Origin of the sequence: Archangium sp., assembly GCF_036277355.1 — a bacterium.
Taxonomy (GTDB): Bacteria; Myxococcota; Myxococcia; order Myxococcales; family Myxococcaceae; genus Archangium.
In genome coordinates, this window is sequence record NZ_DASUNC010000171.1 from 29241 (window position 1) to 54248 (window position 25008).

Annotated in this window: 28 protein-coding genes; 12 read left to right on the plus strand and 16 right to left on the minus strand. The window is 68.6% G+C overall.

The genetic code is table 11. The features are described from left to right. Positions 1-6 precede the first annotated feature (6 nt). On the plus strand, positions 7-1809 hold the full coding sequence (locus tag VFZ09_RS42285; RefSeq protein ID WP_329733485.1) for a hypothetical protein: 1803 nt from the start codon (positions 7-9) through the stop codon (positions 1807-1809). A gap of 15 nt (positions 1810-1824) precedes the next feature. On the opposite strand, the gene VFZ09_RS42290 is transcribed toward VFZ09_RS42285, so the two are convergent. From VFZ09_RS42290 to VFZ09_RS42325, 8 genes are all read right to left on the minus strand, one after another. Further along, positions 1825-2568, minus strand: a complete 744-nt coding sequence (locus VFZ09_RS42290) for a pentapeptide repeat-containing protein (protein WP_329733486.1) — start codon at positions 2566-2568, stop codon at positions 1825-1827. A gap of 119 nt (positions 2569-2687) precedes the next feature. Further along, the gene (locus tag VFZ09_RS42295; protein WP_329733487.1) at positions 2688-3278 is read right to left on the minus strand and encodes a pentapeptide repeat-containing protein; all 591 of its coding nucleotides are present in this window, start codon (positions 3276-3278) and stop codon (positions 2688-2690) included. Positions 3279-3472: 194 nt separating this feature from the next. After that, a complete protein-coding gene (locus VFZ09_RS42300; RefSeq protein WP_329733488.1) occupies positions 3473-5059 on the minus strand; it encodes a hypothetical protein in 1587 nt (528 codons plus the stop codon). Positions 5060-5191: 132 nt separating this feature from the next. Beyond that, positions 5192-7141 (minus strand): molecular chaperone DnaJ, encoded by a 1950-nt coding sequence (locus VFZ09_RS42305; RefSeq protein WP_329733489.1) that lies wholly within the window; start codon positions 7139-7141, stop codon positions 5192-5194. Between the two features lie 93 nt (positions 7142-7234). Beyond that, entirely contained in the window at positions 7235-7849 is a 615-nt protein-coding gene (locus tag VFZ09_RS42310) for a hypothetical protein (protein ID WP_329733490.1), read from the minus strand. Between the two features lie 34 nt (positions 7850-7883). Continuing rightward, positions 7884-8405, minus strand: coding sequence for a Wall-associated protein precursor (locus tag VFZ09_RS42315; protein ID WP_329733491.1), 522 nt, complete (start codon positions 8403-8405; stop codon positions 7884-7886). 265 nt (positions 8406-8670) lie between these two features. Further along, the gene (locus VFZ09_RS42320; protein ID WP_329733492.1) at positions 8671-9333 is read right to left on the minus strand and encodes a hypothetical protein; all 663 of its coding nucleotides are present in this window, start codon (positions 9331-9333) and stop codon (positions 8671-8673) included. Next, positions 9323-9844 carry a Wall-associated protein precursor gene (locus VFZ09_RS42325; RefSeq protein ID WP_329733493.1) on the minus strand — a complete coding sequence of 174 codons (522 nt, stop codon included), beginning with the start codon at positions 9842-9844 and terminating at the stop codon, positions 9323-9325. Before VFZ09_RS42325 ends, VFZ09_RS42320 begins: the two co-directional genes overlap by 11 nt. 95 nt (positions 9845-9939) lie before the next feature. On the opposite strand from VFZ09_RS42325, the gene VFZ09_RS42330 reads away from it, so the two are divergent. Genes VFZ09_RS42330 through VFZ09_RS42340 form a run of 3 tightly spaced genes read left to right on the plus strand, consistent with a single transcriptional unit; the run spans position 9940 to position 11453 of the window. After that, on the plus strand, positions 9940-10161 hold the full coding sequence (locus tag VFZ09_RS42330; protein WP_329733494.1) for a hypothetical protein: 222 nt from the start codon (positions 9940-9942) through the stop codon (positions 10159-10161). Positions 10162-10165: 4 nt separating this feature from the next. Next, positions 10166-10903, plus strand: a complete 738-nt coding sequence (locus VFZ09_RS42335; RefSeq protein ID WP_329733495.1) for a M15 family metallopeptidase — start codon at positions 10166-10168, stop codon at positions 10901-10903. A 43-nt stretch (positions 10904-10946) separates the two neighbouring features. Continuing rightward, complete coding sequence (locus VFZ09_RS42340) at positions 10947-11453, plus strand: HAMP domain-containing sensor histidine kinase (RefSeq protein ID WP_329733496.1); 507 nt, start codon at positions 10947-10949, stop codon at positions 11451-11453. Positions 11454-11455: 2 nt separating this feature from the next. Here the strand turns inward: VFZ09_RS42340 and VFZ09_RS42345 are convergent, their stop codons facing one another. From VFZ09_RS42345 to VFZ09_RS42360, 4 genes are all read right to left on the minus strand, one after another. After that, positions 11456-12115 carry a glutathione S-transferase family protein gene (locus VFZ09_RS42345; RefSeq protein WP_329733497.1) on the minus strand — a complete coding sequence of 220 codons (660 nt, stop codon included), beginning with the start codon at positions 12113-12115 and terminating at the stop codon, positions 11456-11458. A gap of 77 nt (positions 12116-12192) precedes the next feature. Continuing rightward, positions 12193-12756, minus strand: coding sequence for a LysR family transcriptional regulator (locus VFZ09_RS42350; protein WP_329733498.1), 564 nt, complete (start codon positions 12754-12756; stop codon positions 12193-12195). Between the two features lie 44 nt (positions 12757-12800). Next, positions 12801-13109, minus strand: coding sequence for a hypothetical protein (locus VFZ09_RS42355; protein ID WP_329733499.1), 309 nt, complete (start codon positions 13107-13109; stop codon positions 12801-12803). A gap of 112 nt (positions 13110-13221) precedes the next feature. Further along, positions 13222-14502 (minus strand): AmpG family muropeptide MFS transporter, encoded by a 1281-nt coding sequence (locus tag VFZ09_RS42360; protein WP_329733500.1) that lies wholly within the window; start codon positions 14500-14502, stop codon positions 13222-13224. Between the two features lie 232 nt (positions 14503-14734). Here VFZ09_RS42360 and VFZ09_RS42365 point away from each other — a divergent pair, with 232 nt between their 5' ends. Further along, a complete protein-coding gene (locus VFZ09_RS42365) occupies positions 14735-15352 on the plus strand; it encodes a glutathione S-transferase family protein (RefSeq protein WP_329733501.1) in 618 nt (205 codons plus the stop codon). A gap of 45 nt (positions 15353-15397) precedes the next feature. Here VFZ09_RS42365 and VFZ09_RS42370 read toward each other — a convergent pair whose 3' ends face one another. Next, positions 15398-16012: a hypothetical protein gene (locus tag VFZ09_RS42370; protein ID WP_329733502.1), complete on the minus strand. Its 615-nt coding sequence runs from the start codon at positions 16010-16012 to the stop codon at positions 15398-15400. 206 nt (positions 16013-16218) lie between these two features. On the opposite strand from VFZ09_RS42370, the gene VFZ09_RS42375 reads away from it, so the two are divergent. From VFZ09_RS42375 to VFZ09_RS42400, 6 genes are all read left to right on the plus strand, one after another. Beyond that, positions 16219-17559, plus strand: coding sequence for an AAA family ATPase (locus VFZ09_RS42375; RefSeq protein WP_329733503.1), 1341 nt, complete (start codon positions 16219-16221; stop codon positions 17557-17559). Continuing rightward, positions 17556-18299: a hypothetical protein gene (locus VFZ09_RS42380; RefSeq protein ID WP_329733504.1), complete on the plus strand. Its 744-nt coding sequence runs from the start codon at positions 17556-17558 to the stop codon at positions 18297-18299. Before VFZ09_RS42375 ends, VFZ09_RS42380 begins: the two co-directional genes overlap by 4 nt. Before the next feature lie 21 nt (positions 18300-18320). Then, the gene (locus VFZ09_RS42385; RefSeq protein WP_329733505.1) at positions 18321-19607 is read left to right on the plus strand and encodes a LamB/YcsF family protein; all 1287 of its coding nucleotides are present in this window, start codon (positions 18321-18323) and stop codon (positions 19605-19607) included. Beyond that, positions 19608-20489 (plus strand): allophanate hydrolase subunit 2 family protein, encoded by an 882-nt coding sequence (locus tag VFZ09_RS42390; protein ID WP_329733506.1) that lies wholly within the window; start codon positions 19608-19610, stop codon positions 20487-20489. It begins immediately after the preceding gene. A 155-nt stretch (positions 20490-20644) separates the two neighbouring features. Beyond that, the gene (locus tag VFZ09_RS42395) at positions 20645-21244 is read left to right on the plus strand and encodes a C40 family peptidase (RefSeq protein WP_329733507.1); all 600 of its coding nucleotides are present in this window, start codon (positions 20645-20647) and stop codon (positions 21242-21244) included. A 113-nt stretch (positions 21245-21357) separates the two neighbouring features. After that, positions 21358-21654, plus strand: coding sequence for a hypothetical protein (locus VFZ09_RS42400; RefSeq protein ID WP_329733508.1), 297 nt, complete (start codon positions 21358-21360; stop codon positions 21652-21654). Between the two features lie 150 nt (positions 21655-21804). Here VFZ09_RS42400 and VFZ09_RS42405 read toward each other — a convergent pair whose 3' ends face one another. Beyond that, positions 21805-22221 (minus strand): hypothetical protein, encoded by a 417-nt coding sequence (locus VFZ09_RS42405; protein WP_329733509.1) that lies wholly within the window; start codon positions 22219-22221, stop codon positions 21805-21807. A gap of 213 nt (positions 22222-22434) precedes the next feature. On the opposite strand from VFZ09_RS42405, the gene VFZ09_RS42410 reads away from it, so the two are divergent. Then, the gene (locus VFZ09_RS42410; protein ID WP_329733510.1) at positions 22435-22983 is read left to right on the plus strand and encodes a GNAT family protein; all 549 of its coding nucleotides are present in this window, start codon (positions 22435-22437) and stop codon (positions 22981-22983) included. A 25-nt stretch (positions 22984-23008) separates the two neighbouring features. Here VFZ09_RS42410 and VFZ09_RS42415 read toward each other — a convergent pair whose 3' ends face one another. Both VFZ09_RS42415 and VFZ09_RS42420 read right to left on the minus strand, forming a co-directional pair. Then, the gene (locus VFZ09_RS42415) at positions 23009-23857 is read right to left on the minus strand and encodes a hypothetical protein (RefSeq protein ID WP_329733511.1); all 849 of its coding nucleotides are present in this window, start codon (positions 23855-23857) and stop codon (positions 23009-23011) included. Beyond that, positions 23854-24981 carry an AAA family ATPase gene (locus tag VFZ09_RS42420; RefSeq protein WP_329733512.1) on the minus strand — a complete coding sequence of 376 codons (1128 nt, stop codon included), beginning with the start codon at positions 24979-24981 and terminating at the stop codon, positions 23854-23856. The genes VFZ09_RS42415 and VFZ09_RS42420 overlap by 4 nt, the downstream gene beginning before the upstream one ends. Positions 24982-25008 lie beyond the last annotated feature (27 nt).

The window sequence follows — 25008 nt, forward strand, 5'->3', positions numbered from 1 at the left end:
CCCTCCATGGCCCCGAATCCCTCGCCCCAGACGGCTGGGCGCGTCGCACCCGTGCCCACGAAGCAGACCGCCCGGGATGTCATCAACATCGTGGTCATGGTGGGCGGCACCGTGGATCCGATCAACAGCGATCCCAAGGCCCGCTCCGCCAGCTACCGCAATCCCAAGGTTGCTCCGCCGCCGGATCCGAACGTGAACAACGATTCGGACTGGTACTGGGGGGACAACAAGTTGCTCCGCGACGAACTGGAAAAACTCCAGAAGAAGTACCGCAACCTGCACCTCTTCGTCGCCCATGGGTGGACCGGCGACAACTCGCCCACCAACCGGCGCATCGCCGGGTCCTACCTCGCGGACCGGTTGTGCGGAGGCAATGGCGAGAAGGCCTACTACAAGGGCTTCCTGCACAGCGAGGTGTCCATCCACCTCATCGGCCACTCCCACGGCGGCAACGTCATCAACGAGTTCACCCACCGGGCGGCCACCTCCAAGCAGTGGCCCAAGCAGTGGAAGATTCGCAGCATCACCTATCTGTCCACGCCCTTCTTCAAGCGGTTGCATCCGGTGGACACCGGCGCCTTCCACAAGGACTGCCGCATCCACAATGTGTACTGCAAGTACGACCTGACCCAGCGTGTCATCGCCGACTTCTCGCTCCACCCTCTCAATGACGTACTCAAGCAGGTGTGCGCCTCCGAGCTCGTGGAGCAGATCGCCGGGGTGAAGTTCGACACGGGACTGCTCCAGCGCGCCATGCTGTCCGTGGATGTGCAGCTGAAGGGACGCAAGTGGTACGTGCCCGATCCCAAGCTGCTGATGGACGCGGAGGAGGCCAAGAAGCTCTACGACGGGGTGCTCGCCACCTTGAAGCAGGTCCACGCCGTGTTCGACAAGGCGCGGGAGATCGTTGACAGGTTCAACCAGGGGATCGACTACCCGGTACCCAAGGAACTGGATGCGAAGCTGACGAAGCATCGTCAGGTGATGAGCGATACGCTCGCCTCGAAGTTCCGTCTCCGGCTGGACGAGATCGAGCGGGGGCTGGACAAGACGGAGAAGGCCTTCCAGGCCCGTCGCAAGAGCGGCAAGTTTCCGCACCAGGGCTTCTTCGATGACCTGCACATCACCGCGTTTCTCCAGCCGCTGGTCCGGTTCCTCTCGGTGGATCGCACCAGCCTGAGGGGGCCGTTGTGGGACCTCGTGTACGAGCTGCTCAAGGATCAGGTTCACGAGTTCGACAACACGGAGACCAGTCCCGTGGCCCAGCTCCGGGGGACACCGTTCGCGGCTCGCATCGTGGACCTGCCCATCACGGAAAAGGACAAGTTCTTTGTCACAGGGCGGGATGCCGCCTTCGACAAGTTCATCTCGCGGCTGGAGGGCATCGAGGACCGCTTGACGGAGTCCCTCTCCCAACACGCGGTGATGGATCTGCTCTTCACGCTCATTGCCCAGATGGAGCCGCTGCGGACCGCGGTGTCGAAATGGGCGACCGCAGTGGACTGGTACGAGGGCATGTTGCGCAGTGAGGCCTGGGTGAAGTCGAAGCTGGGAACCCAGACCGATGCGGACAAGCTGGTGCTGCGGTTCGTGCAGATGCTGGAGAGCTATGCGCTCATCTTCAAGGACCGGGACTGCGGGCCGATGCAGGTGGATGATCCCAGGTTGAATGAGGAGGGTAAACCCACGCTGGGCAGCCTCCCCTATTTCGCGATCACCGCGCACTCCACCAGTCGCGTGCAGTTGTATCCGAAGGTGAAGATGGCCCTGGAGGGCCAGTTCGATACCCTTCCGCGAGCGGGGCGCTGAGCGGCCTCGTGCCGCTCAGCGGGGACGGATGGGAATGCACTGCCCCACGGAGCCCTTTGCGCACTTGCTGTAATCGGTCCAGGTTGCGCCCGACAGCCGTGCATCTGTCAGGTCCGCCCCGTCCAGGTTGGACAGTTCCAGGTTGGCGTCGCGAAGATCGGCGCCTCGAAGAATGGCGCCCTCGAAGTTGCAATTGGCCAGCGTGGCGGCGCGCAGGTTGGCTCCCGAAAGGTCCGCGCGCATGAGGAGCGCGCCTCCGGCGGGGACGTGATAGAAATTCGTCTTCTTCGAGCGGCGGTAGTGCCCGTCCGGTCCGTGCAGTCCGCTATCCTCCAAGTTGATGCCGCGCAGGTTGGCGCCCTCGAAGTTGGCGGACTCGCGGGTGACGGTGTTGCGCAAATCCACCCCTTCGAGGTTGGCGCCCTGGAACTGTGTGTTCCACAACCGGGTATCGTCGAGCCGAGCCCCGCGCAGGTCCGCTTGCCGCGCATCCGCTCCCTCCAGGCCGGCGGCTGTGAGGTCGGCGTTGCGCAGGTTCGTGCGAGACAGCTTCGCGCCCAACAGCCGTGCCCCTTTGAGGCGGGCGCCCTCAAGGTTCGCTCCCTCCAGGGAGGCGTCCGTCAGGTCACATCCCTCGCACTCGCGCGTCTCCAGCAGCCGCCGGACGGTCTTCTCGCGCTCGCTGAGGCACCCGGTGAGGGTGGGGCCCAACAGGAGGACGAGGGGGAGGAATCGGCCCAGGCGCATCGGGTGTCGCATGGCCCGGACTCTACCCGGTCCCTCCGTGTGCCGCTTGAGGACCCGTGACTTCCGGCCGGGTGGCGCATGCTCCTTCGCTCGCTCACTGGGCTTTCAAGATGTGAGCGGGTGCGTGCCGCTCAGCGGGGGCGGGTGGGACGGCACTGTCCCACGGAGCCCTTGGCACACGTGCTGTAGTCAGTCCAGGTGGCGCCCGACAGCTTTGCATCCGTCAGGTCCGCCCCTTCCAGGTTGGACAGTTCCAGGTGGGCGTCGCGCAGATCGGCACCTCGAAGAATGGCGCCCTCGAAGTTGCAATTGGCCAGGGTGGCGGCTCGCAGGTTGGCTCCCGAAAGGTCCGCGCGCATGAGGAGCGCGCCTCCGGCGGGGACGTCGTAGAGATACCTCTTTTCGGAGCGGCGGTAGGGCCCGTTAGAGCCATACAGGCCAGACTCCTCGAGGTTGATGCCGCGCAGGTTGGCAGCCTCGAAATTGGCGGACTCTCGGCGGACGGCGTTGCGCAGATCCACCCCTTCCAGGTTGGCCCCCTGGAACTGTGTACTCGTCAGGCGGGTGTCATCGAGCCGGGCCCCGCGCAGGTCCGCCTGCCGCGCCTCCGCCCCCTCCAGCCCGGCGGCTGTGAGGTCGGCGTTGCGCAGGTTCGCGCGAGACAGCTTCGCGCCCGATAGTCTCGCCCCCTTGAGGCGAGCGCCCTCGACGTGAGATCGCACCCCTCGCACTCGCGCGTCTCCAGCAGGCGCCGGACGGTCTTCTCGCGCTCGCTGAGGCACCCGGTGAGAGTGGGGCCCAGCAGGAGCACGAGGCGGAGGAGCCGGCCGAGGCGCATCGGATATCGCATGGACTCGGAGTCTACTCCGCCCCCCATGTGCCGCTTGAGGACCCGTGACGTCGGCCGGCGGAGGGCTCACGGCTCTCGCAGGATGAGCAGCCCGCGCCAGGAGTCCGCCACGTAGAGGTAGCCATCACCGGGGACACGGATGCCAAAGGCTCCGCTGAAGTAGAGCCCCGGGTCCTCGTCCCGCTCGCGCCAGGTGTTGTAGTGCGCCACCTGGGTGGGCTGCGTGGGGTTGGAGACGTCCAGCACGCGCACGCCCTCCTGGTACCAGGCCACGTAGAGCTTCTTGCCCACCAGCACCAGGTTGTGGATGGAGATCTCCCGGCGGAGCTGGAACGAGCCGAGCTTCACGATGTTCGCGGGGTCCGTGACATCGAGCACGCGCAGGTGCGCGCCCGGGCCCTCGCCGCCCTCGAAGGCGATGGTGCGGCCCCCGAAGGTGCCCACCGCGTTGGCGTGGCTGTACGGGTGGTCGGGGTGCTTGAACACGCCGAGCGTACGGATGTCGCTCGGGTTGCTCACGTCCGCCACCACGTAGCCGTGGCCGGCGTAGTTGACGTACAGCCGGTCCCCCGTGGCGAACATGTCGTGCGGCAGCCCGCGGTAGGGCGTGTAGCGGTTGAGCTCGACGGGCTCGAGGGGATTGGTGATGTCGAAGATGAGGACGCCCGAGGTGGACGCGGCGTAGAGCCGGTTGCCGTCGACGAAGACGGTGTGGACGTTGATGTTGCCGGGCAGGTTGCGCACGAGCTTCGGGTCCGCCGGGTTGCTGATGTCGAAGACGTTCACGCCCTTGGTGGAGCTGGCCACGTAGAGCGCGTCCCCCTGGGCCCACACGCCATTCCAATAGGCATCCCCCGTGAGTTGAATCGTCTTCACCTTCACGGGCGCGGCCTTGTTGCTCACGTCGAAGACGGTGAGGCCGCCGGGCTTGCCCAGCTCGACGATGGACACCACGTAGGCGTGGCCCCGGGTGACGTAGACGTCCGCCGGGTAGCCGATGTCCACGGGGTTCTCGGAGACGAGCTCCAGGCCGGAGGCCTCCGTCTCCCCGGCGCGCCAGGCCATCCGCTGGGCCTTGAAGGTCTCCGTGTAGGCGAGCTTTCCGTTGCGGCAGACGGCCGTGCAGCCGGTGAACCCGGGGGCCTGGGGCGCCTCGCAGGTGGCGAGCATCGTGGTCCACCTGGTGCCGCTCGAGGAGGTTCGGGTGCTGGAGTAGAAGCGGGCGTTTCCGTCGCTCGCCTGCCCGGTGATGGGGCGGCCTCCGAAGTACTGGGTGCCGCCGTCACCGCGCAGGTGGAGGCTGGTGGCGTCGAAGAGCGGGACGTCGTCCGTGCGGGTGGTCAGCAGGTACGGGCCGTCGGTGCCCGCGTTCGCGAGCGACTCGCGGTCACACGCCGAGAGATCGAAGAGGCTGAAGTCGATGCAGTCCGTCCCCAGGGCGGCGGTGACGGTGCAGGGCGCGAAGGCGCCCGTATCCGGCCACGTGTTGCCCATCTCCTCGAGCGGGACGTAGCCGCCATCCCACTCGTAGCCCGTGCCGGCGTCGGGAGTGGCGGCGTCCGGCGAGTCCGTGGGCCCCGCCGGGCGGGTGCAGCCGAGGAGGGTGAGACCGCAGGTGAGCAGCGCGCTCCAGGTGAGGCGATTCCAGGTCATGCGGACGGCTCCCGGGGTGAGAGGGGCTCGCATGGTCCGGGAGGCGTGCGCCCCCGCGCAATCGGGGAGACCCACCGGGTGGGCATTCACCCAGGCCCGTTTGAAGCCAGACGCGAAGCCTTCAGCCGGGCTTCACCGCGAGGCGTCGGGACGGAAGCGCCGCTCGATGCGCGAGCGCAGCAGCTCGAGGACTTCCTTCTCGGAGGTACCGGCCTCGGGGGACAGCTTCAGGGTGATGGCGCCCCGGGTGACGAGCGCCTCGGGCTCGAGCACCTTGCCGCGCTGCTCGAGCCGCAGGTGCGCGGGCGCCAGCTCCACGCCGTAGGGCTGGAGGTACAGGTCCACGAAGCGCTGGAGGAGCTGCGCGGGGGTGAGGGCCTCGCGCTCCTCGGGCAGCAGCTGGAAGCCGATGGTGGTGCCGGCCAGCCGCACTCCCTGCTCGACGATGGTGCCGAGCCGCAGCGCATGGGGCAGCAGGGCTTCCTGGCCCTCGGAGCGGCTGTAGAGCCAGTAGCTCTTCTGCACGTGGGCGCACAGCGGGCACAGCATGCCGTTGAGCTCGTCGAGCCCGCGGGTGCGCAGGAGGTGCTGGAGGAGCACCTCCTCGCCGCAGCGCTTGCACTGCTCCTGGGGGCCGAGGACGGCGAGCACGGAGCGGCCGCGCTCGGCCACGTCCTCGCGCTGGAGGGCCAGGGGCACGGCGGCGAGCAGCTCCGCGTCGCGCAGCTGGAGGCCGAAGCGCACCTCCTTCTTCATCACGCGCATGCCGAGCTCCAGGTGGCGCGGCAGCCGGGTGAGGGCCTGGTCGTAGGTGGGCGCCTCCGGCATGTCCAGCTCGCGCAGCAGCTCGTAGCGCTCGGCCCAGGCCTCGGTGGAGTCGAGCCCCGGAGGTGGACGGCCGGCGGCCTCGGCGAAGAAGGCCATGAGGGTGAGGGCCACCTGCCAGGGCTCCTGGGTGACGGCGTCCTCGAGGCGGCGGGCGAGCTCGCGTGCGGCGGGGGTGGCACGCTGGCGCTCGAGGCGGAGCACGCCCTGGCGCACCAGGGGGCTCTCCTGGACGGGATCAAAGGCGCGGAGCTTCCGCCCCTTCACGTTCTCGGCGAGCGTGGACATGCGCTTGTTCCTCAGGGAAGTCAGTGTGCGCGCGGCGCGCTCGAGCTGGCGCATGCGGGCGCGGGCATCCTGGGCGAGCCCCTGCAGCTCCTCGTCCATCTCCGCGCGCGTCTCGGCGAGGTAGTCGCGGCCCTCGGCCTCGCGGCGCCTGGCCTCCTCGTGGAGGCGGGCGGTGGCGGTGGCGCGGAGGCTCTCGCGCTGCTGGCGCAGGGAGTGGACGGCGGTGGAGAGGATGCGGATGCGGCGCTCGAGGTGGGCCAGGCGCTCGTCATCGGTGAGGTTGCCGGGCGCGGTGTCCCCGGCGCCCACCTTGGCGGCGATGAGCTCGAGGGTGGTGCGGTCCCCGGCCTCGTAGGCCACGTTGACGCGGGCCATGAGGGAGTCGAGCCGCGTGCGCTCCTCCTCGGACTGGGCGAGGTCCGGGTGGAGCAGCCGGGCCAGCCGGCGGTGGAGCCGCTTGAGGGCCACGGCCTCGTCCTCGCGCTCGGCCTGGAGCTCCTCCCCGGTGGGCGAGTCGTCCTCCGCGGGCTCCTCGTCCTCGAACGAGTCCTCGTCCTCCTCGTCGTCGAAGGAGGCGCGTTTCGAGGGCTCCTCGGAGGCCTGGCGCGCGGAGGTGCGGGGCGGAGCGGAGCGCTCGGGGGGCTTGTGGGGATCAGACGAGGGGAGGGCGGGCTGCTCGAGGAGGCGGGTGAGGGCGGAGGCGGCGTCCTGGAGGTTGCGGAGCCGGCGCAGGAGACGCTCGGAGCGGCTGACCTCCTCGAAGGAGGCGGAGAGGGAGTCCTCGTAGGCGCGGGAGAAGCGCTGCAGCTCGAGGCCGAGCGAGTCGAGCTCGGCGTCGAGGGAGTCGATCTCGGCGAGGAGCTCCTGGAGGCGGAGCTCGGCGCGGCGCAGGGGCGACTCCTCGGGGGGAGGCGCGACGCGGAGCAGGGCCGACTCGGGAGCGAGCGGTGCGGTCGACGAGGAGGACATGGCGCGGGGGAGACAGGGTAGCGCGAGGGCGGGGTGATCGCCCGGAAATGTCCCGAGCGCAAGGAGACGCCTGCCTGTCCTGGGGGCGGGCGGTCAAAGCTCGGGCCGCGGAGGGCCGAGTCCCATGGGGTCCCAGGTGTACTCCTCGGTGGGGAGCAGCTTCATGTTCGTCAGCTGGTGCCGCTCCACGAAACGGACGAAGCGCTCGGAGACGATGGGGTTGCCGGGCATGCCGCGGGCGAAGAAGACATCCTCGCCACGCCACTGCTCCAGGGTGAAGCCATGAATGGAGGGCACGTTGGTCTCCCGGCACCAGTCGCAATCGATGGGCTTGTGGCGCCGGACGCGGCTCCTGGCCTCATCCACCGCCGCGCCGCCGAAGATGGGGACCGTGTGGAAGTAGGGAGGGGGGAGCTTGGGGGCGCTGCGCCGCCGGGTGCGCACGCGAACGATTTCCACCGGGTCGAAGTCAGACAGCCCGGTCAGTCCCTCGGCGCGGAAGGCCTCCACGAAGCGGGCGGAGACAAGGTAGTCGTCGCCACCTGCATCCACGAAGTCTCCAAAACCCTCGCGATAGAGCATCAATGCGCCGCGACGTGGCGGCAACCAGACGCGCATGCCGATGAAGGAGCCGCAGAGATGGCACCGTGGGGCTTCGCCAATGGGGCCTCCTGTCCTCTCGAAGTCCGTGTCGTGACTGGAGTCCATGGCTCTCTTGAGGACGAAGAAGCGAGGACGAGCATCAGAAGCCAAGGGGGAACCTCTTGAGCATGTCGGGGCGGTTGTAGATGGAGCGCAAGTAGGCCTCGAACTGCTCTGCGGTCGCGTACTTGAACTGCTTGAGCCATTCGACGACTTCTTCGTCTACTTTCCGGTGCCATTCCTGATAGCCGCAATGTGCCTTCTCGTCCACGGCCCGGGTGACGAAGCGGGAATCCCGTGGCCCGTAGACGCCCATGAGCGTGGGATGCTTATCCAGTTCCCTGAAGATGGGCTTGGAGATGATGTGGTGCAGCTGGCCCGTGCAGGCGGGTGGCTCGGGCGCCTCGGAGGCTGCCTCGGCCGAGGCTCCGGCGGCCTTGGCCTGCTGTTCTTCCTCCGCGACCTTCAGGGCCCGGAGGGCCTGGGCGAGCTCCGTGGCCGTCCGGGTGTCCAGGGCCGCGCAGCCCGTGGGCCTGCCCTGCTTGCAATCACAAATGGCGGTGGAGTCACCCGCTACACAGGGTAACTGCGTCGCGACGATCAGCAGAAGGACGGAGAGCATGCGCCCGACGCTACCAGACACACGCTGGAGCCCCCCGTGCAGTCCGGCCCGCTCCGGCCTATGCACGGGACACCACCGACCCCCCGGAGGAGCGCCATGGCTGGCAGAGACCCCAATCGCCGCATCTACGGCACGCAGCCCCTGCGCCGCGTGGGCGGCGGCCAGGACCGCTTCGACAAGGAGGCGCTGGAGGGCGCTCCGGAGTCCCCCGTGTCCACCGTGCGTGAGCAGCGCCAGCTGAACGCGCCGCTCAACCCCGAGCGCGTTACAGCTCGGGCCGGGGAGGGCCGAGTCCCATGGGATCCCAGGTGTACTCCTCGGTGGGGATGAGCTTCATGTTGGTGAGCTGGTGCCGTTGCACGAAGTGGACGAAGCGCTCGGAGACGATGGGACTGCCGGGCATGCCGCGGGCGAAGAAGACATCCTCGCCACGCCACTGCTCCAGGGTGAAGCCATGGATGGAGGGCACGTTGGTCTCCCGGCACCAGTCGCAATCGATGGGCTTGTGGCGCCGGACGCGGCTCCTGGCCTCATCCACCGCCGCGCCGCCGAAGATGGGGACCGTGTGGAAGTAGGGAGGGGGGAGCTTGGACTGGGCGCTGCGCCGCCGGATGCGCACGCGAACGATTTCCACCGGGTCGAAGTCAGACAGCCCGGTCAGTCCCTCGGCGCGGAAGGCCTCCACGAAGCGGGCGGAGAGGAGGTGGCCACTCCCGGGCCCATTGACGTAGTCCCCGAACGCCGTGCCATACAGCGTCAGTTCACCGCGCCGTGGTGGCAGCCACGCTCGCATCCCAATGAAGGAGCCGCAGAGATGGCACCGTGGGGCCTCGCCAATGGTCCTTCCACTCCTCTCGAAATCCGTGTCGTGACTGGAGTCCATGGCGTTATCGAGGACGAAGAAACGAGGAGGGGCGTCAGAAGCCAAGGGGGAACCTCTTGAGCATGTCGGGACGGTTGTAGATGGAGCGCAGGTAGGCCTCGAACTCGCTGGCCGTCACGGACCTGTACTGCTTGAGCCATTTGACGACTTCTTTGTCTACCTTCCGGTGCCATTCCTGATAGCCGCAATGTGCCTTCTCGTCCACGGCCCGGGTGACGAAGCGGGGATCCCGTGGCTCGTAGACGCCCATGAGCGTGGGATGGTTATCCAGCGCCTTGAAGATGGGCTTGGAGATGATGTGGTGCAGCTGGCCCGTACAGGCGGGTGGCTCGGGCGCCTCGGAAGCTGCCTCGGCCGAAACCCCGGCGGCCTTGGCCTGCTGTTCTTCCTCCGCGACCTTCAGGGCCCGGAGGGCCTGGGCGATCTCCGTGGCCGTCCGGGTGTCCAGGGCCGCGCAGCCCGTGGGCCTGCCCTGCTTGCAATCACAAATGGCGGTGGAGTCACCCGCTACGCAGGGTAACTGCGTCGCGACGATCAGCAGAAGGACCGAGAGCATGCGCTCGACGCTACCAGACACACGCCGGAGCCCCCCGTGCAAGTCCGGTCCGCTCCGGCCTATGCTTGGACACCACCGACCCCCGGAGGAGCGCCATGGCTGGCAGAGACCCCAATCGCCGCATCTACGGTACGCAGCCCCTGCGCCGCGTGGGCGGCGGCCAGGACCGTTTCGACAAGGAGGCGCTGGAGGGCGCTCCGGAGTCTCCCGTCTCCTCCGTGCGCGAGCAGCGTCAGCTGAACGCGCCGCTCAACCCCGAGCGCAAGAGCTTCGCCGCGGCCCTCGAGCGGTTCGGCACTCCCGCCAAGAAGAAGTAGCCCGGTGCTCGGCCTGCTCCTGCTGGCTCTGGGCGCCGCACCCGCGCCGGACACCCCTCCGCGCGCGCTGGCGTGCCTGGCGAAGTGGTACCCGGTGGAGCCGGTGCAGGTGGACGGCGCGTGGTACGTCAAACTGGCGGGCACCACGTACCCCTGGGACGACGGCAGGACGAAGTCCTTCGAGGAGAAGCTCGAGTCCCCGGACCTGGAGGACACCTTCTCCATTCCCTACGTCCCCGGCCCCATCCGGCCCGTCACGCGCGAGAACGAGGACCCGGGGCGCATCCGCTTCGACCCGCTCTTCCACGCGGCCTACGGCGCCACCGAGGCCCGGGTGGACGTGGTGGACATCGACTTCCTCGGGCAGAGGCTGAAGGTGAACCGCAAGGTGGCGCCGGCCTTCGAGCGCGTGGCGAAACGGCTCGACGCGGAGGTGAAGAAGACGCCCTCCCTGCGGCCCTACCTGAAGAACCTGGGCGGCACCTTCATGTGGCGGAAGATCGCCCACACGAACCGCCAGAGCGCCCACTCGTACGGCGTGTCCATCGACGTGAACGTGAAGCGCTCGCACTACTGGGAGTGGGCGAAGCCGAAGGCGCCCGTGCGCTGGGCCAACCAGATTCCCCAGCTCATCGTGGATGCCTTCGAGGCCGAGGGCTTCATCTGGGGGGGGCGCTGGTATCACTACGACACGATGCACTTCGAGTACCGGCCGGAGTTGTTGGATTCGTCATGCAGGTGACCAATCTGGACGGCCATGGAACTGGTGGACGAGCGGGGACGACGTGAACGCGTACTACGCCCGGCTGCTCGGCCTGTCGCGGGAGGACCGCGAGCAGTTCGTGTCCTCGCTCAGCCATGACCTGCGCACGCCGCTGACGGCGGCGAAGATGAGTGCCCAGCTCATCCCCCGCCAGCCCCACCTGCCGGACAAGGTCTACTCGCTGGCGGCCCGGGTGCGGCAGAACATCGACCGCGCGGACCAGATGATCACCGACCTGCTGGACGCCAACCGCATCCGCGCGGGCCAGGGGCTGCCCCTCGAGGTGTCTGCGGAGGAGCTCTCGCGCGTCCACGGAGAGCGCTTCCACCTCCGGAGCGAGAAGCGGATGGAGGGCCGCTGGGATGCGCGGGCCCTGCGCCGGCTCGTGGAGAACCTGTGCGGCAATGCCATCCAGTCCATGGCCGCCGTCATGGCCGTGTGCGCCAGTGGCGCGTGCATGATGGCCCTGGGCGTGCCCGCGAGGAAGCAGGACGAGGGCCAGGAAGCCCCCGCCGCTTCCGCGGCCTGAGCTCAATCCCGGTCCGGCGCCCCCAGGGGGAAGAGTGGACGGAACGGCCGCGCCTCCTCCACCGCCCGCGCGAAGGACGGGCGGGTCAGCAACCGCGCGCGGTAGGCGCGCAGCACGGGATACGCCTCGGAGATCCGGTGCGTCCAGTCCGCGTAGAACAGCGAGGGCGCGGCCGCGCAGTCCGCCAGCGTGAAGTCCGCACCCGCGGCCCAGGTCCTGCCGGCGAGCTGCCCCTCGAGCCACGCATAGGCGCGTTCCAGCTTCTCCACGGCGAACGCCACGCCTTCCCGGCGCTTCACCGGATCTCCCGTCAGCGCACCGCCTACCGCATGCTGCACCGGGCTCATCACATGCAGGTCGAAGAAGCGGTCGAGGAAGCGCACGTCCAACGCGGCCATCGGCTCCGCGGGCAGCAGGCGCACGGGCCCGGGGTGCACGAGCTGCAGGTACTCGATGATGATGCTGGTCTCGGCGACGTCGCGCTCGCCGTCCACCAGCAGGGGGAACTTGCGCAGCGGCCAGCGCCGCAGCCACTCGGCGGAGTGCTGCGGTGTCTCCGGCCCGAGGGTGCGGAACTCGAAAGGCGTGCCGTTCTCGTACAGCGCGATGAGCACCTTCTGCGTGTACGAGGAGAACGGATGACCGTAGACCACGAGCGACATGGGGGACCCCGGGGGTTCGGGCCACTTGCCTTGTGCAAGGGCGGCCGGGTCATATTCCGACTGGTTGCATTTTGCAATCAGTCATCCGGGGAGCGGAACACCTTGCGGAAGTGCTCGGTCATGAAGTCGATGAACACGCGCACCCGCTGGGGCATGTGCTTGCGCTGCGGGTAGACGAGGGAGATGACGAGCGGCTCGGGCGCGTACGCCTCGAGCACCGAGCGCAGCCGGCCCTCGCGCAGGTCCGCGTCGACGAGCGAGCGCGGCAGCCGCGCCAGCCCGAGGCCCTCGAGCGCGGCCTCGCGCAGCACGGCGATGTCATCCACCACGAGCGTGCCCGACACGGGGACGACGGGGGTGCGGCCCTCCAGCCGGAAGTCCCACTTGCTGTCCTTCAGGCGCAGGCAGTTGTGCGCGGCCAGCTCGTGCGGCGTGGCCGGGGGCGCGCGCCGGGCGAAGTAGGCCGGGGCCCCGCAGATGAGCCGCTTCTCCGTGCCGAGCCGGCGCTCGAGCGCGGCCACGCGGGTGCTCACCGCCGGCCTGGACAGGCCGAGCCGGGCCGCCGCTCCCGAGAAGGAGTGGGCCCCCACGACACGGGCGAACACCGTCATGGCCACGAGGGCATCGAGGGAGGCGCCCACGATTGTTCTCCCGCCAGAACAGTGCGGGGGCGCCGAGCCGCCGGTCAGCGCCCGTCTGGCTTCTTGCCAGGGTAGGCCGACCAGTAGCTCTCGGGAAGCGGATTGGTCCCGAGGTCACTGCGCACGCCGTCGCCGTCCGGAATCTCTCCCACGCCGCCACAATCGGCCTCGTCCTGGGCCTCCTGCTCGCAGCGCTTGTGGAAGGCGTCGGGGGGTTCGTGCCGGGGTATCTGGTGGGCGCCCTGCTGCTCGCGGGTGGGCTCCTGCTCCGCCTGGCCGTGCCGCACGTCCGTGGGGCGTCCGAACATGTCCTCGGCGGGCTGTGCGGGGGGCCGTCTGTCCTGGTTCGCCATGATGCAATGCCTCCGAACACCAACGGTCATGACGTGCCCGCCTGGCCGCAAGGAAGCGGCCGGGTCAGGCAGGAGGGCGGACGGGCGGCGAGGCGGGAGCGCCCCCGCAGGCTCAGCGAGCCACGGCGGGAGCGGAGTTCAACTCGGCGGGGGCGGGCTCCGGCTCGGCCACGGGGGTGGCGATGCCCTCGGGGAGGAACTTGAGGAGCACGAGCGCGGGGATGGCGAGCACCACGGTGAGGCCGAAGAAGCCGGCCCAGCCCATGCCCTCGGCGAGGAAGCCGGAGGTGGCGGTGAGCATGCGGCCGCCGAAGTTGGCCAGCGCGGACAACAGCGCGAACTGGGTGGCGCTGAAGCGCTTGTTGCACAGCGACATGGTGAAGGCGCCGAAGGCCGTGGTGGCCATGCCGCCGCACACGTTGTCCGTGCAGATGGCCACCGCCAGCATGAGGTGGTTCTTGCCCACCAGCGCGAGCGCCAGGAAGGTCAGGTTGGTGAGGGCCTGGAGCGCGCCGAAGATGAAGAGGCTGCGGCGGGTGCCCAGCTTCGCGAGCAGCGCGCCGCCGAAGAGCGCGCCGGCGATGGTGGCGGCCATGCCCACGCCCTTGCTGATGGTGCCGACCTCCAGGTTGGAGAAGCCCAGCTTGAGGAAGAAGGGCGTGGTCATGCCACCGGCCACGGCATCCCCCAGCTTGTAGAGGAGCAGGAAGAGCAGGGCGAGCAGCGCGCCGTCACGGCGGAAGTAGTCGACGAAGGGGACGACGGCGGCCTCGGTGAGGGTGCGCGGCGGACGCTGGCCCTGGGGCTCGCGGGCGAGCACCGTGGCCACCACGCCCACCAGCATGAGCGAGGCCATGATCCAATACGTCTGGGACCAGCCGATGAACTGCGAGAGGCTGAGGGCCACGGCGCCGGAGGCGATCATCCCGAAGCGGTAGCCCATGACGAAGGTGGCGACGCCGAAGCCGCGCTCGGCCTCGGAGAGGGTGTCGGTGCGCCACGCGTCGGAGACGACGTCCTGGCTGGCGGAGAGGAAGGACACCAGCAGGGCGAGGCTCGCCATGGTGAAGGGGTCGTCCTTGGGGTTGACGAGGCCCATGGCGGCGATGGCGCCCATGAGGCCCACCTGCGTGAGCAGCATCCACCCGCGGCGCCGGCCCAGGAAGGGCAGGGCGAAGCGGTCCATCAGCGGCGCCCAGATGAACTTGAAGGTGTAGGGCGAGGAGACGAGGGTGAAGATGCCAATCGTCTTGAGATTGACGCCCTCGTTGGTCATCCACGCGGACAGGGTGCCACCCACGAGGAGGAGGGGCAGACCGGAGGCGAAGCCGAGCGCCACGAGGAGCCAGGCGCGCGGGCTGCGAAGGACCTGGAAGATGGAGGGCTTGGACATGGGCAGGGGCACAGAATACCGGTCCCCGGGCGGATTCCATCCTTTGTGTCGGGGGTGCGGCCGATACAGTGTCCGCCCGGCTGCTGTCCGAGCCCGTGTCTGTCATCCGCGGGGCGCTCGGCGCCCCTGCCCGCCCGCCCGGGAGCCGGAGGGACGGGGGCCCCGCTCATGGCTCGCGTCCGACGGGGAGGTGGCGTATAGGGGCGCCCTCCCTTCCCCAAGGAGAAGCACCATGAAGCTCTTCCAGCACCCGTTCTCCAGCGCCGCTTTCAAGGTCCGCGCCGTCATCCACGAGCTGGGCCTGCCCGTCGAGCTCGTCACCGTCGACATGATGAAGGGCGAGCACAAGTCGCCCGAGTTCCTCGCGAAGAACCCCAACGGCAAGGTGCCCACGCTCGTCGAGGACGACGGCTTCTGTGTCTGGGAGTCCAACGCCATCCTCTGCTACCTGGCCGCCAGGAAGCCCGAGAGCGGGCTGCTGCCTGGCGACGCGCGCGGCATGGCCCAGGTGCAGCAGTGGCTCCAGTGGCAGGCCACCACCTTCTCCGTCTCCACCAACGAGGTGATGGGCGAGACCGTCTACGCGAAGTTCTTCGGCCGCGGTAAGGACGAGGCGAAGTACGCCGCCGGCATGGAGAAGGTCCGCCGCGACCTGGCCGTGCTGGAGAAGGCGCTCGCGGGCAGGGAGTTCCTCTGCGGCAAGCTGACGCTCGCGGACTTCTCCCTGGTGTCCGGCCTGTTCCTGCGCACCCCCATGGGCGTGGACCTCGAGGCCTTCCCGAACGTGAAGGCCTGGGTCGCTCGCATGGAGTCGCGCGAGAGCGTCCGCAAGTCCCTGCCTCCCATGTAGTGGGCAGGGCCGGCCCTCTCCCGAGGGGAGAGGGAGGGGGGCGCACTACCAGCGCTGACGCGACTCGCGACGGTCCTCGCGGCGCTCGCGGCGGTCCTCGCGCAGCTCCTGCTTCGTCTGCTGCACCTCCTGCTGGGCGATCTGGATGAGCTGCACGATGAGGTTGCGCTCGCGCTGCAGGTCCGCGTAGTTGCGGTTGCCCATCACCCAGTGGAGCTCCCGGGCGATCGCCATTCGCGTCTGCAGCGAGGCCGCCTCGACGCGCGCGTCCCGGACGTCGTCCCGGCGGTCGCGCCGGTCATCCGCCGCCCCACGGCCCCAGTTGCGGTCCCGGCGCACCTCGCGGTCGCTCCGGCGCACCTCGCGCTTGTCCTTCTCCAGCTCCGCGCGGCTCTCGGCCAGCTCCTTGCGCAGCAGCTCGCGCAGCCTCGCCTCCACCGCCGTCATCTCGCGCTCGTCCTGCCGCGACCAGGCCTGGTCAAAGCGTCCCAGCACGTCCTGGAGCTCGGCCACGTCACGGCGGTCATCCCGGAGCTCACGCTTGTCCGTGCGGACCTCGTGACGGTCCTGGGCACGCTCGCGCCGGTCGCCCCACTGCTGGGCCTGCGCGCTGCCGGCGAGAAGGAGGGAGGCGACGAGCGCGGAAGAAATGCGGTTCATGGTGTTCATCCTGGGGTTGGGGTCGTTTCCGTCAACACCGAATCAGACGGGGGGACGCGGGATTTATTCGAACCCCGATGAACGCCCGGGTTCTGGGACTCCGGGTGAAGTCCTTCGCTCATCAGGTGCATGGGGGTGCAATGCCGTATAAGCAGAGCGAGGATGCACGTGGGGCTGTACCCGGAGCATGGGAGCGAGGGTGAGGTATGTATATCCGGAAGATCATGCTGGAGAACATCCGCGGCTTCGGCGAGGGCGAGCGCCGCGTGGAGTTGGACCTGGCGCGACCGGATGGCAGCTACGCGGGATGGACGGTGGTGGCCGGACGCAACGGCTCGGGGAAGTCCACGTTCCTCAGGGCCATGGCCATGGCCGCCGCGGGGATGGATGCGACCTTGACGTTCCAGCAGACTCCCTCGAGCTGGATGAGACGGGGCTCCAGGAGTGCTCATGCCGCCGCGACCCTGATCGTGGATGAGCAGGTGGACTCCTGGGATTCTCAAGAACTGGGCGCTCTCCAGAAGGAATTCGTTGCCGAGCTCAAGCTCCACAGCAGGGAGTCCTTGATGGGCTCCTCCGCGGTCACTCAGACCACCTGGGACATGAGCGGAAAGGCCAGGCCCAAGGACGCATGGGTCTGGCTGGTGGGGCGGGGCTGGTTCATGGCGGGTTACGGTCCCCACCGGCGATTGACGCAACGCCTCGCCACGGCACAGCAGGTCATCGGCTCACCCAGACTGACCCGGATCGCAGGGCTCTTCCGGGGCGAGCTGGATCTCGCGGAGAGCGTCGAGTGGCTCCAGTCTCTCCACTACCTGTCGCTCAACGGGAAACCCCAGGCGGGGCAACTGCTCGAGGAGGTCAAGAAGCTGCTCAATGATGGGCTCCTCCCAGGCTCGGTCGAGATCGTGGATGTGAATCCCGAGGGGCTCTGGGTGAGGCAGAGGGGCCTGGAACTGTCGCTGTGGGAGATGAGCGACGGTTACCGGACCGTGACTGCCCTGGTGACGGATCTGCTCCGATTGCTGAGCGAGGCCTATCCGGATTTCAAGTTGGAGCTGGACCGGGGGCTTTGGAGGGTCCCATATCCGGGAGTCGTGCTCGTGGATGAGCTCGAACAGCACCTCCACCCCTCCTGGCAGAAGGATATTGGCTTCTGGCTCAAGGAGCATTTCCCCCGCATCCAGTTCATCGTCACCACGCACAGCCCGTTCGTCTGCCAGGCCGCGGACCCCAACGGGCTCATTCGTCTCTCGGCGGATGAGGAGGCAGGTGGTGCCGCTCACGTCTCCGAGCAGGTCTACCGCACGGTCGTGAATGGCACCGTGGACGAGGCCGTGCTCACCGAGCTGTTCGGGCTGGACCACCCCTACTCGAAGGAGTCGGAGCGGATCCGCGACCGGGTCGCGCGGCTCGAGGCGCGGCTGCTGCGAGACAGCCTCAGCCCTCAGGAGCGGGAGGAGCTGGATGTGCTCGTGGCCAGGCTCCCGGACACGAACAGCGAGTTCGTGGAGCGGACCCTCCGCAAGTACGAGCATCACGAATGAGGAAGCTGGAGAGACCTGGCCTCAGTCCAGGCACCCTGGTACTGCTGGCGGAGCGGACGGGAGAGATTGCCGCCGCGGTGGAGCCAGCGGCCGAGGCACGGCGTCTCTGGGAGCGGAAGGACAAGGCCGCGTTCAGGGAGATTCGCGACACGCTCCGCGCCATGGCCCCGGGCCGGGAGCGCTGCATGTATTGCGAGGACAGCGCGGCCAAGGACATCGAGCACTTCTGGCCCAAGGCGCGCTATCCTCTGCGCACCTTTGACTGGCTCAACTATCTGCTGGCGTGTGGCGACTGTAACAGCAATCACAAGCGAACCCGGTTTCCGCTGGACGATTCCGGAGCGCCTTTGTTGATCGATCCCACCGTGGACGAGCCGACGGAGCACCTCGAGTTGTCGCCCGTCACCGGGCGTATCGCCGACCTGACACCCAGAGGGGCCGAGAGCATCGAGGTGTTCGGGTTGAACAAGCGCGATTACCTGGTGCGGGGGCGGCAGGCGGCATGGAGAGCCATCGGACGGATGCTTCGGGACTACGATGAGTTCTGCACGCAAGGTGATTGGAGGCGGGCACTCCAGGTCCAGGAAGACGTCTGCCAGAACGGTTTCGCCAGCGTATTCGTGTGGTTCATCCGGATCGCGACGGGACCCCATGCGGCACACTACATCCAGCGCGGATATCTGGACTCCAGATGCCTGGCCATCTTGGAGAAGTACCCGGATATAAAAGGCTGGCTTTGAATCAGGCGGGGGGCGGCAGCCATGGCGGAGTGTCTCCTCAACATCGATCTGGGCGAACTGCCCGAAGAAGACGAGCGGCTCTACGCGTCCGCGCAGGTGGCCAACATCGCCTGTGGCGGGCACGCGGGTGACGCGCAGTCCATGCGCCGGGCCCTGGAGGCCTGTGCTCGCCATGGGACTCGCGCCGGGGCGCACCCGTCCTTCGAGGACCGTGCGAACTTCGGCCGGCAGGAGCTCCAGGTGGCCCCCGAGGTGCTGCGCGCCCAGGTGACCGCCCAGTGCGCCCGGTTGTTCGCCCTGGCCTCGGAAGTCGGCGTGCCCGTGCGCTACGCCAAGCCCCATGGCGCCCTGTACCACGCCGCCAACCGCGACCCCGCGCTCGCCCGCGCCGTCGTGGAGGGGGTCGTCGAGGCGCTCGGTCCCGGCATCACCTTCTTCGGACCGGGCTCCGGCGCGCTGCGCGAGGCCGCCCGGGCCGCGGGGCTCTCCTACGCGCGCGAAGGCTTCGCGGACCGCGGCACCCGGCCCGATGGTTCCCTCATTCCCCGAGGGCAGCCGGGCGCGGTGCTGAGCGACCCCGCGGTGGCCCGGGAGAACGCGCTGCGGCTGGCGCTCGGGGGGACGGTGGACACGCTGTGCGTGCACGGGGACTCGCCGGGCGCGGTGGACATGGCCCGCGAGGTGCGCGCCGTGCTGGACGTGCTGTCCCTGCGCACCGAATCGCTCGGTGAGGGCGCGCTGCGGCTCGTGCTCCCCACGCGGCTGGAGCGGCGCGCGGTGCTGGAGTCCTTGAAGGCCGAGCCCGGGGTGGTGGACGTCGTGGTGGGCGAGGAGCATGCGTGCGTGTATTTCGACCCGGCGGCGCCTCCCGAGGATCCCCGGCGCGTGCTGGGCCGGCTGGTGGTGACGCCGGCGGTGTTGGAGGAGCCACCGCTCGTCACCGTGCGCGTGCGCTACGACGGACCGGACCTGGATGCGGTGGCCGAGCGCGTGGGCCTCTCGGTGGACGACGTGGCGCTGCTGCACGCCTCGCGCGAGTACACGGTGCGCACCATGGGCTTCCTCCCCGGCTTCGCCTACCTGGGCGAGGTGGATGGGCGCATCGCCGTTCCCCGCCTGGTCACGCCGAGGCCCCGTGTGCCGGCGTTCTCGGTGGGGCTCGCCGGGCGCCGCACGGGCATCTACCCGTTCGCCTCGCCGGGCGGGTGGAACCTGCTCGGCACCGCCGTGGACTTCACGGCCTTCCAGCCCGGCTCCGGTGCGCTGTTGCACCTGGGGGACCGGGTCCTCTTCGAGCGGGTGGACTGAATGGACGCGTGGCTGGAGGTGCTCGGCACCGGTGGGCTGGTGATGGTGCAGGACGGGGGCCGCGTGGGCCTCATGCACCAGGGCGTGCCACCGGGAGGCGCGCTGGTGCCCGAGTGGCTGGCGGTGGCGAACCGCTCGGTGGGCAACGTGTGGAGCGCGGCGGCGCTGGAGTGTTACGGGCGCGTGGAGCTGCGGCTGCACGGGCGTGCTGCGTGGGTGTCGGTGGATGGCCGGGCGTTCCGGGTGGAAGCGGGGGGACAGTTCACCGTGCCGGCCCCCGAGGCGGGTGTGGTGCGCTACGCCGCCGTCGAGGGCGGGATGGATGTGCCCGAGGTGCTCGGGGGCCGGGGCACGCTGCCGGTGGCCCGGTTGGGGGGACTCGAGGGCCGGGTGTTGAAGCGCGGGGATGTGCTGCCGCTCGGGGCGGGAGGCGGCACGCGCGAGGCGCCGGGCCTGGAGCTGTCGCTGGAGTCCGAGGTGCGCGTGGTGCTCGGGCCGGACCTGGGGCGCTTCGGCGCGGACGCGATGGAGGTGTTGCTGGAGGGCTCCTTCACCGTGTCCCCCACGAGCGACCGCGTGGGCATGCGGCTGCGGGGCCCGGCGCTGTCCCAGGCCGATGAGGGCTCGGGGCTCTCGGGGCCCATGGTGCGTGGGGCGCTCCAGGTGCCCGCCTCGGGGGAGATCATCGTGCTCGGGCCGGACCATCCCACGACGGGTGGGTACCCGGTGCTCGCCGTGGTCATCCGCGCCGATTGGGGTGCTCTGGCCGCGCGCCGTCCGGGAGCGGCCGTGCGGTTCCGCGCCGTGAGCGTCGAGGAGGCGCGGGAAATCTGGCGGCGGCATGCCCCGCTCCAGGGGGCCGTGCCGGCTCCGTCCAGGTGATGTGTCACGATTTCGTGAACTCGTGGGACGGCGGCCAGTGGATTTCGTCCATGGGGAAACGAGCAACGGAAAGCGGGTTCAATCGGGAACTCCCGCTGACGGGCACACCCGTTGCGCGTCCAGACGCACCCACACTCACAAGAGGAATCCAGAACATGTTCGCACGCATCAAGCCTGTCTTCTGCGCCACGTCCATGCTGTTCGCCGTCGCCTCCACGGGCTGTGGCCCCGAGGAGATGGTCGGCGCCCCCGGCGGTGAGGAGCTGTCCGAGTACTCCCAGGCGGCCTGCTTCCGCCCGACGAACTATCCCTGGCAGCAGCCCGTCTATACGCAGGTGAAGACGGCGACCACGCTCGCCCGGGATCAGATCTGCGACGGTTATGTGCTCGGCACCCAGGGCCCGGACACCTTCGATTGCTCCGGCCTCGCCTACTACGTCTACAGGAACGCGGGGTTCAACGTGTTTCGCACGAGCGCGCAGGGCATCTTCAACCATGCGCGTGACCAGAGCGGCGGCGTCTGGGGCAGCCTCGTGGGCGAGTGGGAGAAGCGCGCGGGCGATCTGATCTTCTTCAGCCCCAACTGCAGCGAGAGCAACATCACGCACGTGGGCGTCTACATGGGCATCAACCTCGACAACAACAAGCCCGAGATGGTCCAGGCCCTCAACCCGACCTCGGGTGTCGTCCTCTCGGGCGTCGACAACTCCACGGGTCTGTGCAAGCTGAGCAAGGTGGTCCGGGTCAAGTACTAGCTCCCGTACCGCCGCGCCCGCGGGGCCGTGAGGCGCGCCTCGCGTTCATGGCCGAGGTCGGCGCTGGTGACTTGCGCCGTCGGTGCCTACACTTCTGGTCAGGGCAGACGACCATGACCCGCCTCGACACCGACTTCCAGGATGAGAACGCCGTTCCCTATTTCCTCTGGGACGATCCGATGACCGTGCGCGAGCTGCGCGAGCGGTTGCGCACGGTGTCCGAGCCGGAGCGCGTGCGCTTGATGGGCATCATCCTCCGCGAGGCGCGGGACACGGACGTGTGGGCATGGGTCTCTCTCGAAGAAGTGCTCCGGTGCTGGCCCCAACTCCGGCGACACCTCGGGCGCCGGCTCGCCTTCTGGGAGTTCCTCCTGTCACGTTGGCGTCAGCAAGGGCTCGTGCATGACTGAGGTCCTGAGCCCCTTCCAGCGGGCACTGCTCGAAGCCTTCTTCCGCCGCGCACAGGCCTTACTCGCCGCGCCAGCAATTGGAAGATGACGGCGGGGGAGTAGCGACACGACGTCGCTACTCCCTCTGCCGCTCAGACCGCGCCCGAGCTGTCACTTCATGGGATCGGTGGTGCGCTCGGTGTCGTTCATGTCCTCATCGGGCACGGGCTGATTGGCCGGAGCGCCCGGACCGAGCGGCTCGTCGCTCGTCTCGCCGCCGAGGGTGTCATTCGTGCGGTCCATGGGCTCCGGCTCGAGGCCCGTGCCACCCGTGCCCGGCTCGGCGGGGATGTCATCGTGCACGCCGGGCTCCATCTCGCGCGTGCCCTCCTGGGGCAGCGGCTCCATCTGCTCGCGGCCGCGGTCCATGGTGTCCACGCCCGCGCCACCCGTGCCGGCATCCGTCGACAGGGTGCTCGTATCCGTGCCGGTCCCCGTATTGGTGCTGCCCTTGTCCGTCTTGCACCCGGTCCCCACCGCCACCGCACCAGCCAGGAGCCCCGCCAGCAGAAGCTTCGTCTTCGTCATGTGTCTTCCCTCCCTTTGGGTGTTTCGATTGCGGTCGGGAAGCTGAGGCGCGTCCGCGGTTCGTGCAGCGAGGGCTTGCCCGGCGGGCCGCTGGGCTCGGGCGGTGCCCTGGGAAAAAGAGAAGCCCTTTTCCCAGGGGGTTACGCGCGTGGGTCCGGGTGGGGCGTGCAGGGGACACGGCTTCCTGGAGGGCAGGCGTTACAGTGGCGCGCCATGACGACTCCGGACCTGCGCCTGGTTCCCGCCCTGCCCGAGCACGTGGACCTCTGGATGGCCCTGCGGGACGAGCCCGTGTCACGCAAGCTCGTGCCGATGGAGCCCGCCACGCGCGAGTCGCTGCTCAAGCGCCTCCAGGAATCCACCTCTGACTTGTCGGACCCGAAGGCCACGGGCTTCCGGTGGATGGTGGAACTCGAGGGGCGCATCATCGGCACGGTGGCCGCGCGGGAGCTGTCGCGCTTCCAGGGGCGCATCGAGATTGGCTACATGCTCTCCAGCGCGTACCACGGCCGGGGCATTGGCACGCGGGCGGTGGGGATGGTGCTGGAGCGGCTCTTCGCGTGGCCCTTCCTGCACCGGGTGTGGCTCACCACCGCGGCGGACAACCTCGCGTCCCAGGCCCTGGCGAGGAAGCTCGGCTTCACGCTGGAGGGCGTGATGCGCGAGCACTTCTTCATCGACGGCCAGCGCAAGGACCAGCAGGTGTGGGGCCTGTTGCGCTCGGAGTGGGAGGCGAGGCGCTCCCTGCGACTGAGTCCGTGACGGCCAGCCTCATGGCGGCATGCCCTCAGATGTTGCGCAGCAGGCCGTCTCCCTTTCGCACAGTCAGAGAAGCGCATGCGCCCGGACACGGCGATGGGACATTCAGCGCATCGGCGATGTCGTCGATGAGCGCTCGTGCGAACGCCGCGTGTGCCTCCTGCTGGAGGACCGCCGTCCAGTCGAGGACCTGGAGGGCATCGAGTCCCTCGTGCGTCTCGCGGTAGGCGCGCCGCTGTCCCGTGGGGTCGCAGAGGTACCGGACATAGTTCTTCGGGTGCCGGTGCCGGGGCTCGGACTTCCCTGGCACCGTGGCGGCCAGATAAGCCGCATCATCCACCTCGAAGTCCTCGAGAGCGCGAGCCGTGTCGAAGCGATTGGGTGCCTGGTGGGCCTTGGCCCGCTGGAGCGCGGCGGTCTCGCCGAAGAAGTAGGTCTCCACCATCGGGGTGAGCAGGTGGAACGAGCCGCGCTCGGCCAGTGACTGGTACACCCGTTCGCGGGTGGTGGCGGATGGGAACGTCCGGTCGACGTGCGCCCTCACCGCGTGGCGGAAGTACTCCAGGACGTGCCCGGGCTGGTCCGCGTTGACCAGCTCCAGGTCGTCCACCGCGATGACGTGGTCCGCCTGCATCGTGCCGCCCCGGCCCGGATACACCCCGAGCACCAGCGCGCCCGCGAGCTTCGCCGCGAGTGATTTGGCGGCCAGTTCCGGGGGCAGCAGTGCCCCGACTCGATTGGAGGTGAAGTCCTGGGTCTTCTGTGGCTCGAGGAACTCGACGTCCGCGCCGGTCGGGGCGAAGAGCTTCCGGAGGGAGAGGTGCAGACCCAGGCGTTCGAGCTCTCCCGTGACGATGAGCTGAACCCGGACCGTCACTTGGGGGGCCGCCTCTGGGCGCCGAAGGTCTGGTCGCTGTAGAGGTCCCCCAGCGAGAAGTGCGCGAGCCACTCCGGATTGCTGTGCTCGCTCAGCGCGATGGGGAGCACGTCGTGGCCGGGCTCCATGATGTAGACGCGCTCCGGCTCGGTGTTGAAGGTGTTGAGAACCACCGGCGAGTGCGTCGCGAGGAGGAGGGTCAGATCCTTCGCCGAGGCGCGGGCCCTCGCCAGGTCCATCAACGTCCGGATGGCGTACGGGTGCAGGCCGTTCTCCGGCTCGTCTATAGCCGCGGCGCCACCGTCCGGCGTGGAGGCAATGGCACACAGGTGGAGCAGCGTGATGAGCAGGCCATGGGGTGCCGAGTAGGCATCAATGGGCTCTTGTAACCCCTTGAAGAAGAACCGGACGGTGACGGTCTGTCCGGCCGAGAGGAACTCGATGTCCTCGAAGAGCTCTGGGAAGCACTCCTCCAGCCCATCGCGGACGAAGCGCCAGCGCTCTTCGTGCTCCTTACGGCCGGCCTTCCAGTTGCGCAGCACCGAGAACGCATTGCGTCCGTCTGTGTGGAGGTATAGGTCCGCCGTGGAGGGGGAGCCTACGGTACGCAGCGTGCCGGATTGGAGGTTCTGGTACAGCCGGAAGTTCGATGCGAGCTCGTGCAGCCCCTTGAGTGCTTCCCTCTGCTCGGTGGGAAGCAGGCTCATTGCATGTGAGAAGACGGAATCTCCCGAGATGATCAACTTGCGTTCCAGGACAGACGCCGTGCTCGAAAAGATGTCACGATTGGCGAGCTGCTGCTGGTCAAGCCAAACACCCTCTGAGATTTCGAGAGAAGGAGGTGTGAGGTATGCCTGAACCATCCAAAAGCAATTCTGCTGGAGCAGCGTGAACCGGATCGCGTCGGTGATTCCGGCATGCTGGTTCCTGATGCTCGCGGTTCCGCCCGAGAACTCGACAGCGGCTTGATTACCTCGCTGGAGGAAATGCCGCAGGAACTCGATGACCGACAGCAAGGTCGTCTTGCCCGAGCCGTTGGGTCCCGTGATGGCGCAGACCCCCGAGGGGCTCCAGCGCACCTTCCGGAGTGCGCGGTAGTTCTCGACCTCCAGCGTGAATCCCATGGCTCTCCTTCTGCTCGGGCCGGGCCC

Bases quoted from the DNA above. Each gene is read 5' to 3' on its own strand.
- VFZ09_RS42285 (WP_329733485.1), top strand. From the start codon at position 7: ATGGCCCCGAATCCCTCGCCCCAGACGGCTGGGCGCGTCGCACCCGTG.
- VFZ09_RS42290 (WP_329733486.1), bottom strand. From the start codon at position 2,568: ATGCGACACCCGATGCGCCTGGGCCGATTCCTCCCCCTCGTCCTCCTG.
- VFZ09_RS42300 (WP_329733488.1), bottom strand. From the start codon at position 5,059: ATGACCTGGAATCGCCTCACCTGGAGCGCGCTGCTCACCTGCGGTCTC.
- VFZ09_RS42305 (WP_329733489.1), bottom strand. From the start codon at position 7,141: ATGTCCTCCTCGTCGACCGCACCGCTCGCTCCCGAGTCGGCCCTGCTC.
- VFZ09_RS42310 (WP_329733490.1), bottom strand. From the start codon at position 7,849: ATGGACTCCAGTCACGACACGGACTTCGAGAGGACAGGAGGCCCCATT.
- VFZ09_RS42315 (WP_329733491.1), bottom strand. From the start codon at position 8,405: ATGCTCTCCGTCCTTCTGCTGATCGTCGCGACGCAGTTACCCTGTGTA.
- VFZ09_RS42325 (WP_329733493.1), bottom strand. From the start codon at position 9,844: ATGCTCTCGGTCCTTCTGCTGATCGTCGCGACGCAGTTACCCTGCGTA.
- VFZ09_RS42330 (WP_329733494.1), top strand. From the start codon at position 9,940: ATGGCTGGCAGAGACCCCAATCGCCGCATCTACGGTACGCAGCCCCTG.
- VFZ09_RS42345 (WP_329733497.1), bottom strand. From the start codon at position 12,115: ATGTCGCTCGTGGTCTACGGTCATCCGTTCTCCTCGTACACGCAGAAG.
- VFZ09_RS42355 (WP_329733499.1), bottom strand. From the start codon at position 13,109: ATGGCGAACCAGGACAGACGGCCCCCCGCACAGCCCGCCGAGGACATG.
- VFZ09_RS42360 (WP_329733500.1), bottom strand. From the start codon at position 14,502: ATGTCCAAGCCCTCCATCTTCCAGGTCCTTCGCAGCCCGCGCGCCTGG.
- VFZ09_RS42365 (WP_329733501.1), top strand. From the start codon at position 14,735: ATGAAGCTCTTCCAGCACCCGTTCTCCAGCGCCGCTTTCAAGGTCCGC.
- VFZ09_RS42370 (WP_329733502.1), bottom strand. From the start codon at position 16,012: ATGAACCGCATTTCTTCCGCGCTCGTCGCCTCCCTCCTTCTCGCCGGC.
- VFZ09_RS42375 (WP_329733503.1), top strand. From the start codon at position 16,219: ATGTATATCCGGAAGATCATGCTGGAGAACATCCGCGGCTTCGGCGAG.
- VFZ09_RS42380 (WP_329733504.1), top strand. From the start codon at position 17,556: ATGAGGAAGCTGGAGAGACCTGGCCTCAGTCCAGGCACCCTGGTACTG.
- VFZ09_RS42385 (WP_329733505.1), top strand. From the start codon at position 18,321: ATGGCGGAGTGTCTCCTCAACATCGATCTGGGCGAACTGCCCGAAGAA.
- VFZ09_RS42390 (WP_329733506.1), top strand. From the start codon at position 19,608: ATGGACGCGTGGCTGGAGGTGCTCGGCACCGGTGGGCTGGTGATGGTG.
- VFZ09_RS42395 (WP_329733507.1), top strand. From the start codon at position 20,645: ATGTTCGCACGCATCAAGCCTGTCTTCTGCGCCACGTCCATGCTGTTC.
- VFZ09_RS42400 (WP_329733508.1), top strand. From the start codon at position 21,358: ATGACCCGCCTCGACACCGACTTCCAGGATGAGAACGCCGTTCCCTAT.
- VFZ09_RS42405 (WP_329733509.1), bottom strand. From the start codon at position 22,221: ATGACGAAGACGAAGCTTCTGCTGGCGGGGCTCCTGGCTGGTGCGGTG.
- VFZ09_RS42410 (WP_329733510.1), top strand. From the start codon at position 22,435: ATGACGACTCCGGACCTGCGCCTGGTTCCCGCCCTGCCCGAGCACGTG.
- VFZ09_RS42420 (WP_329733512.1), bottom strand. From the start codon at position 24,981: ATGGGATTCACGCTGGAGGTCGAGAACTACCGCGCACTCCGGAAGGTG.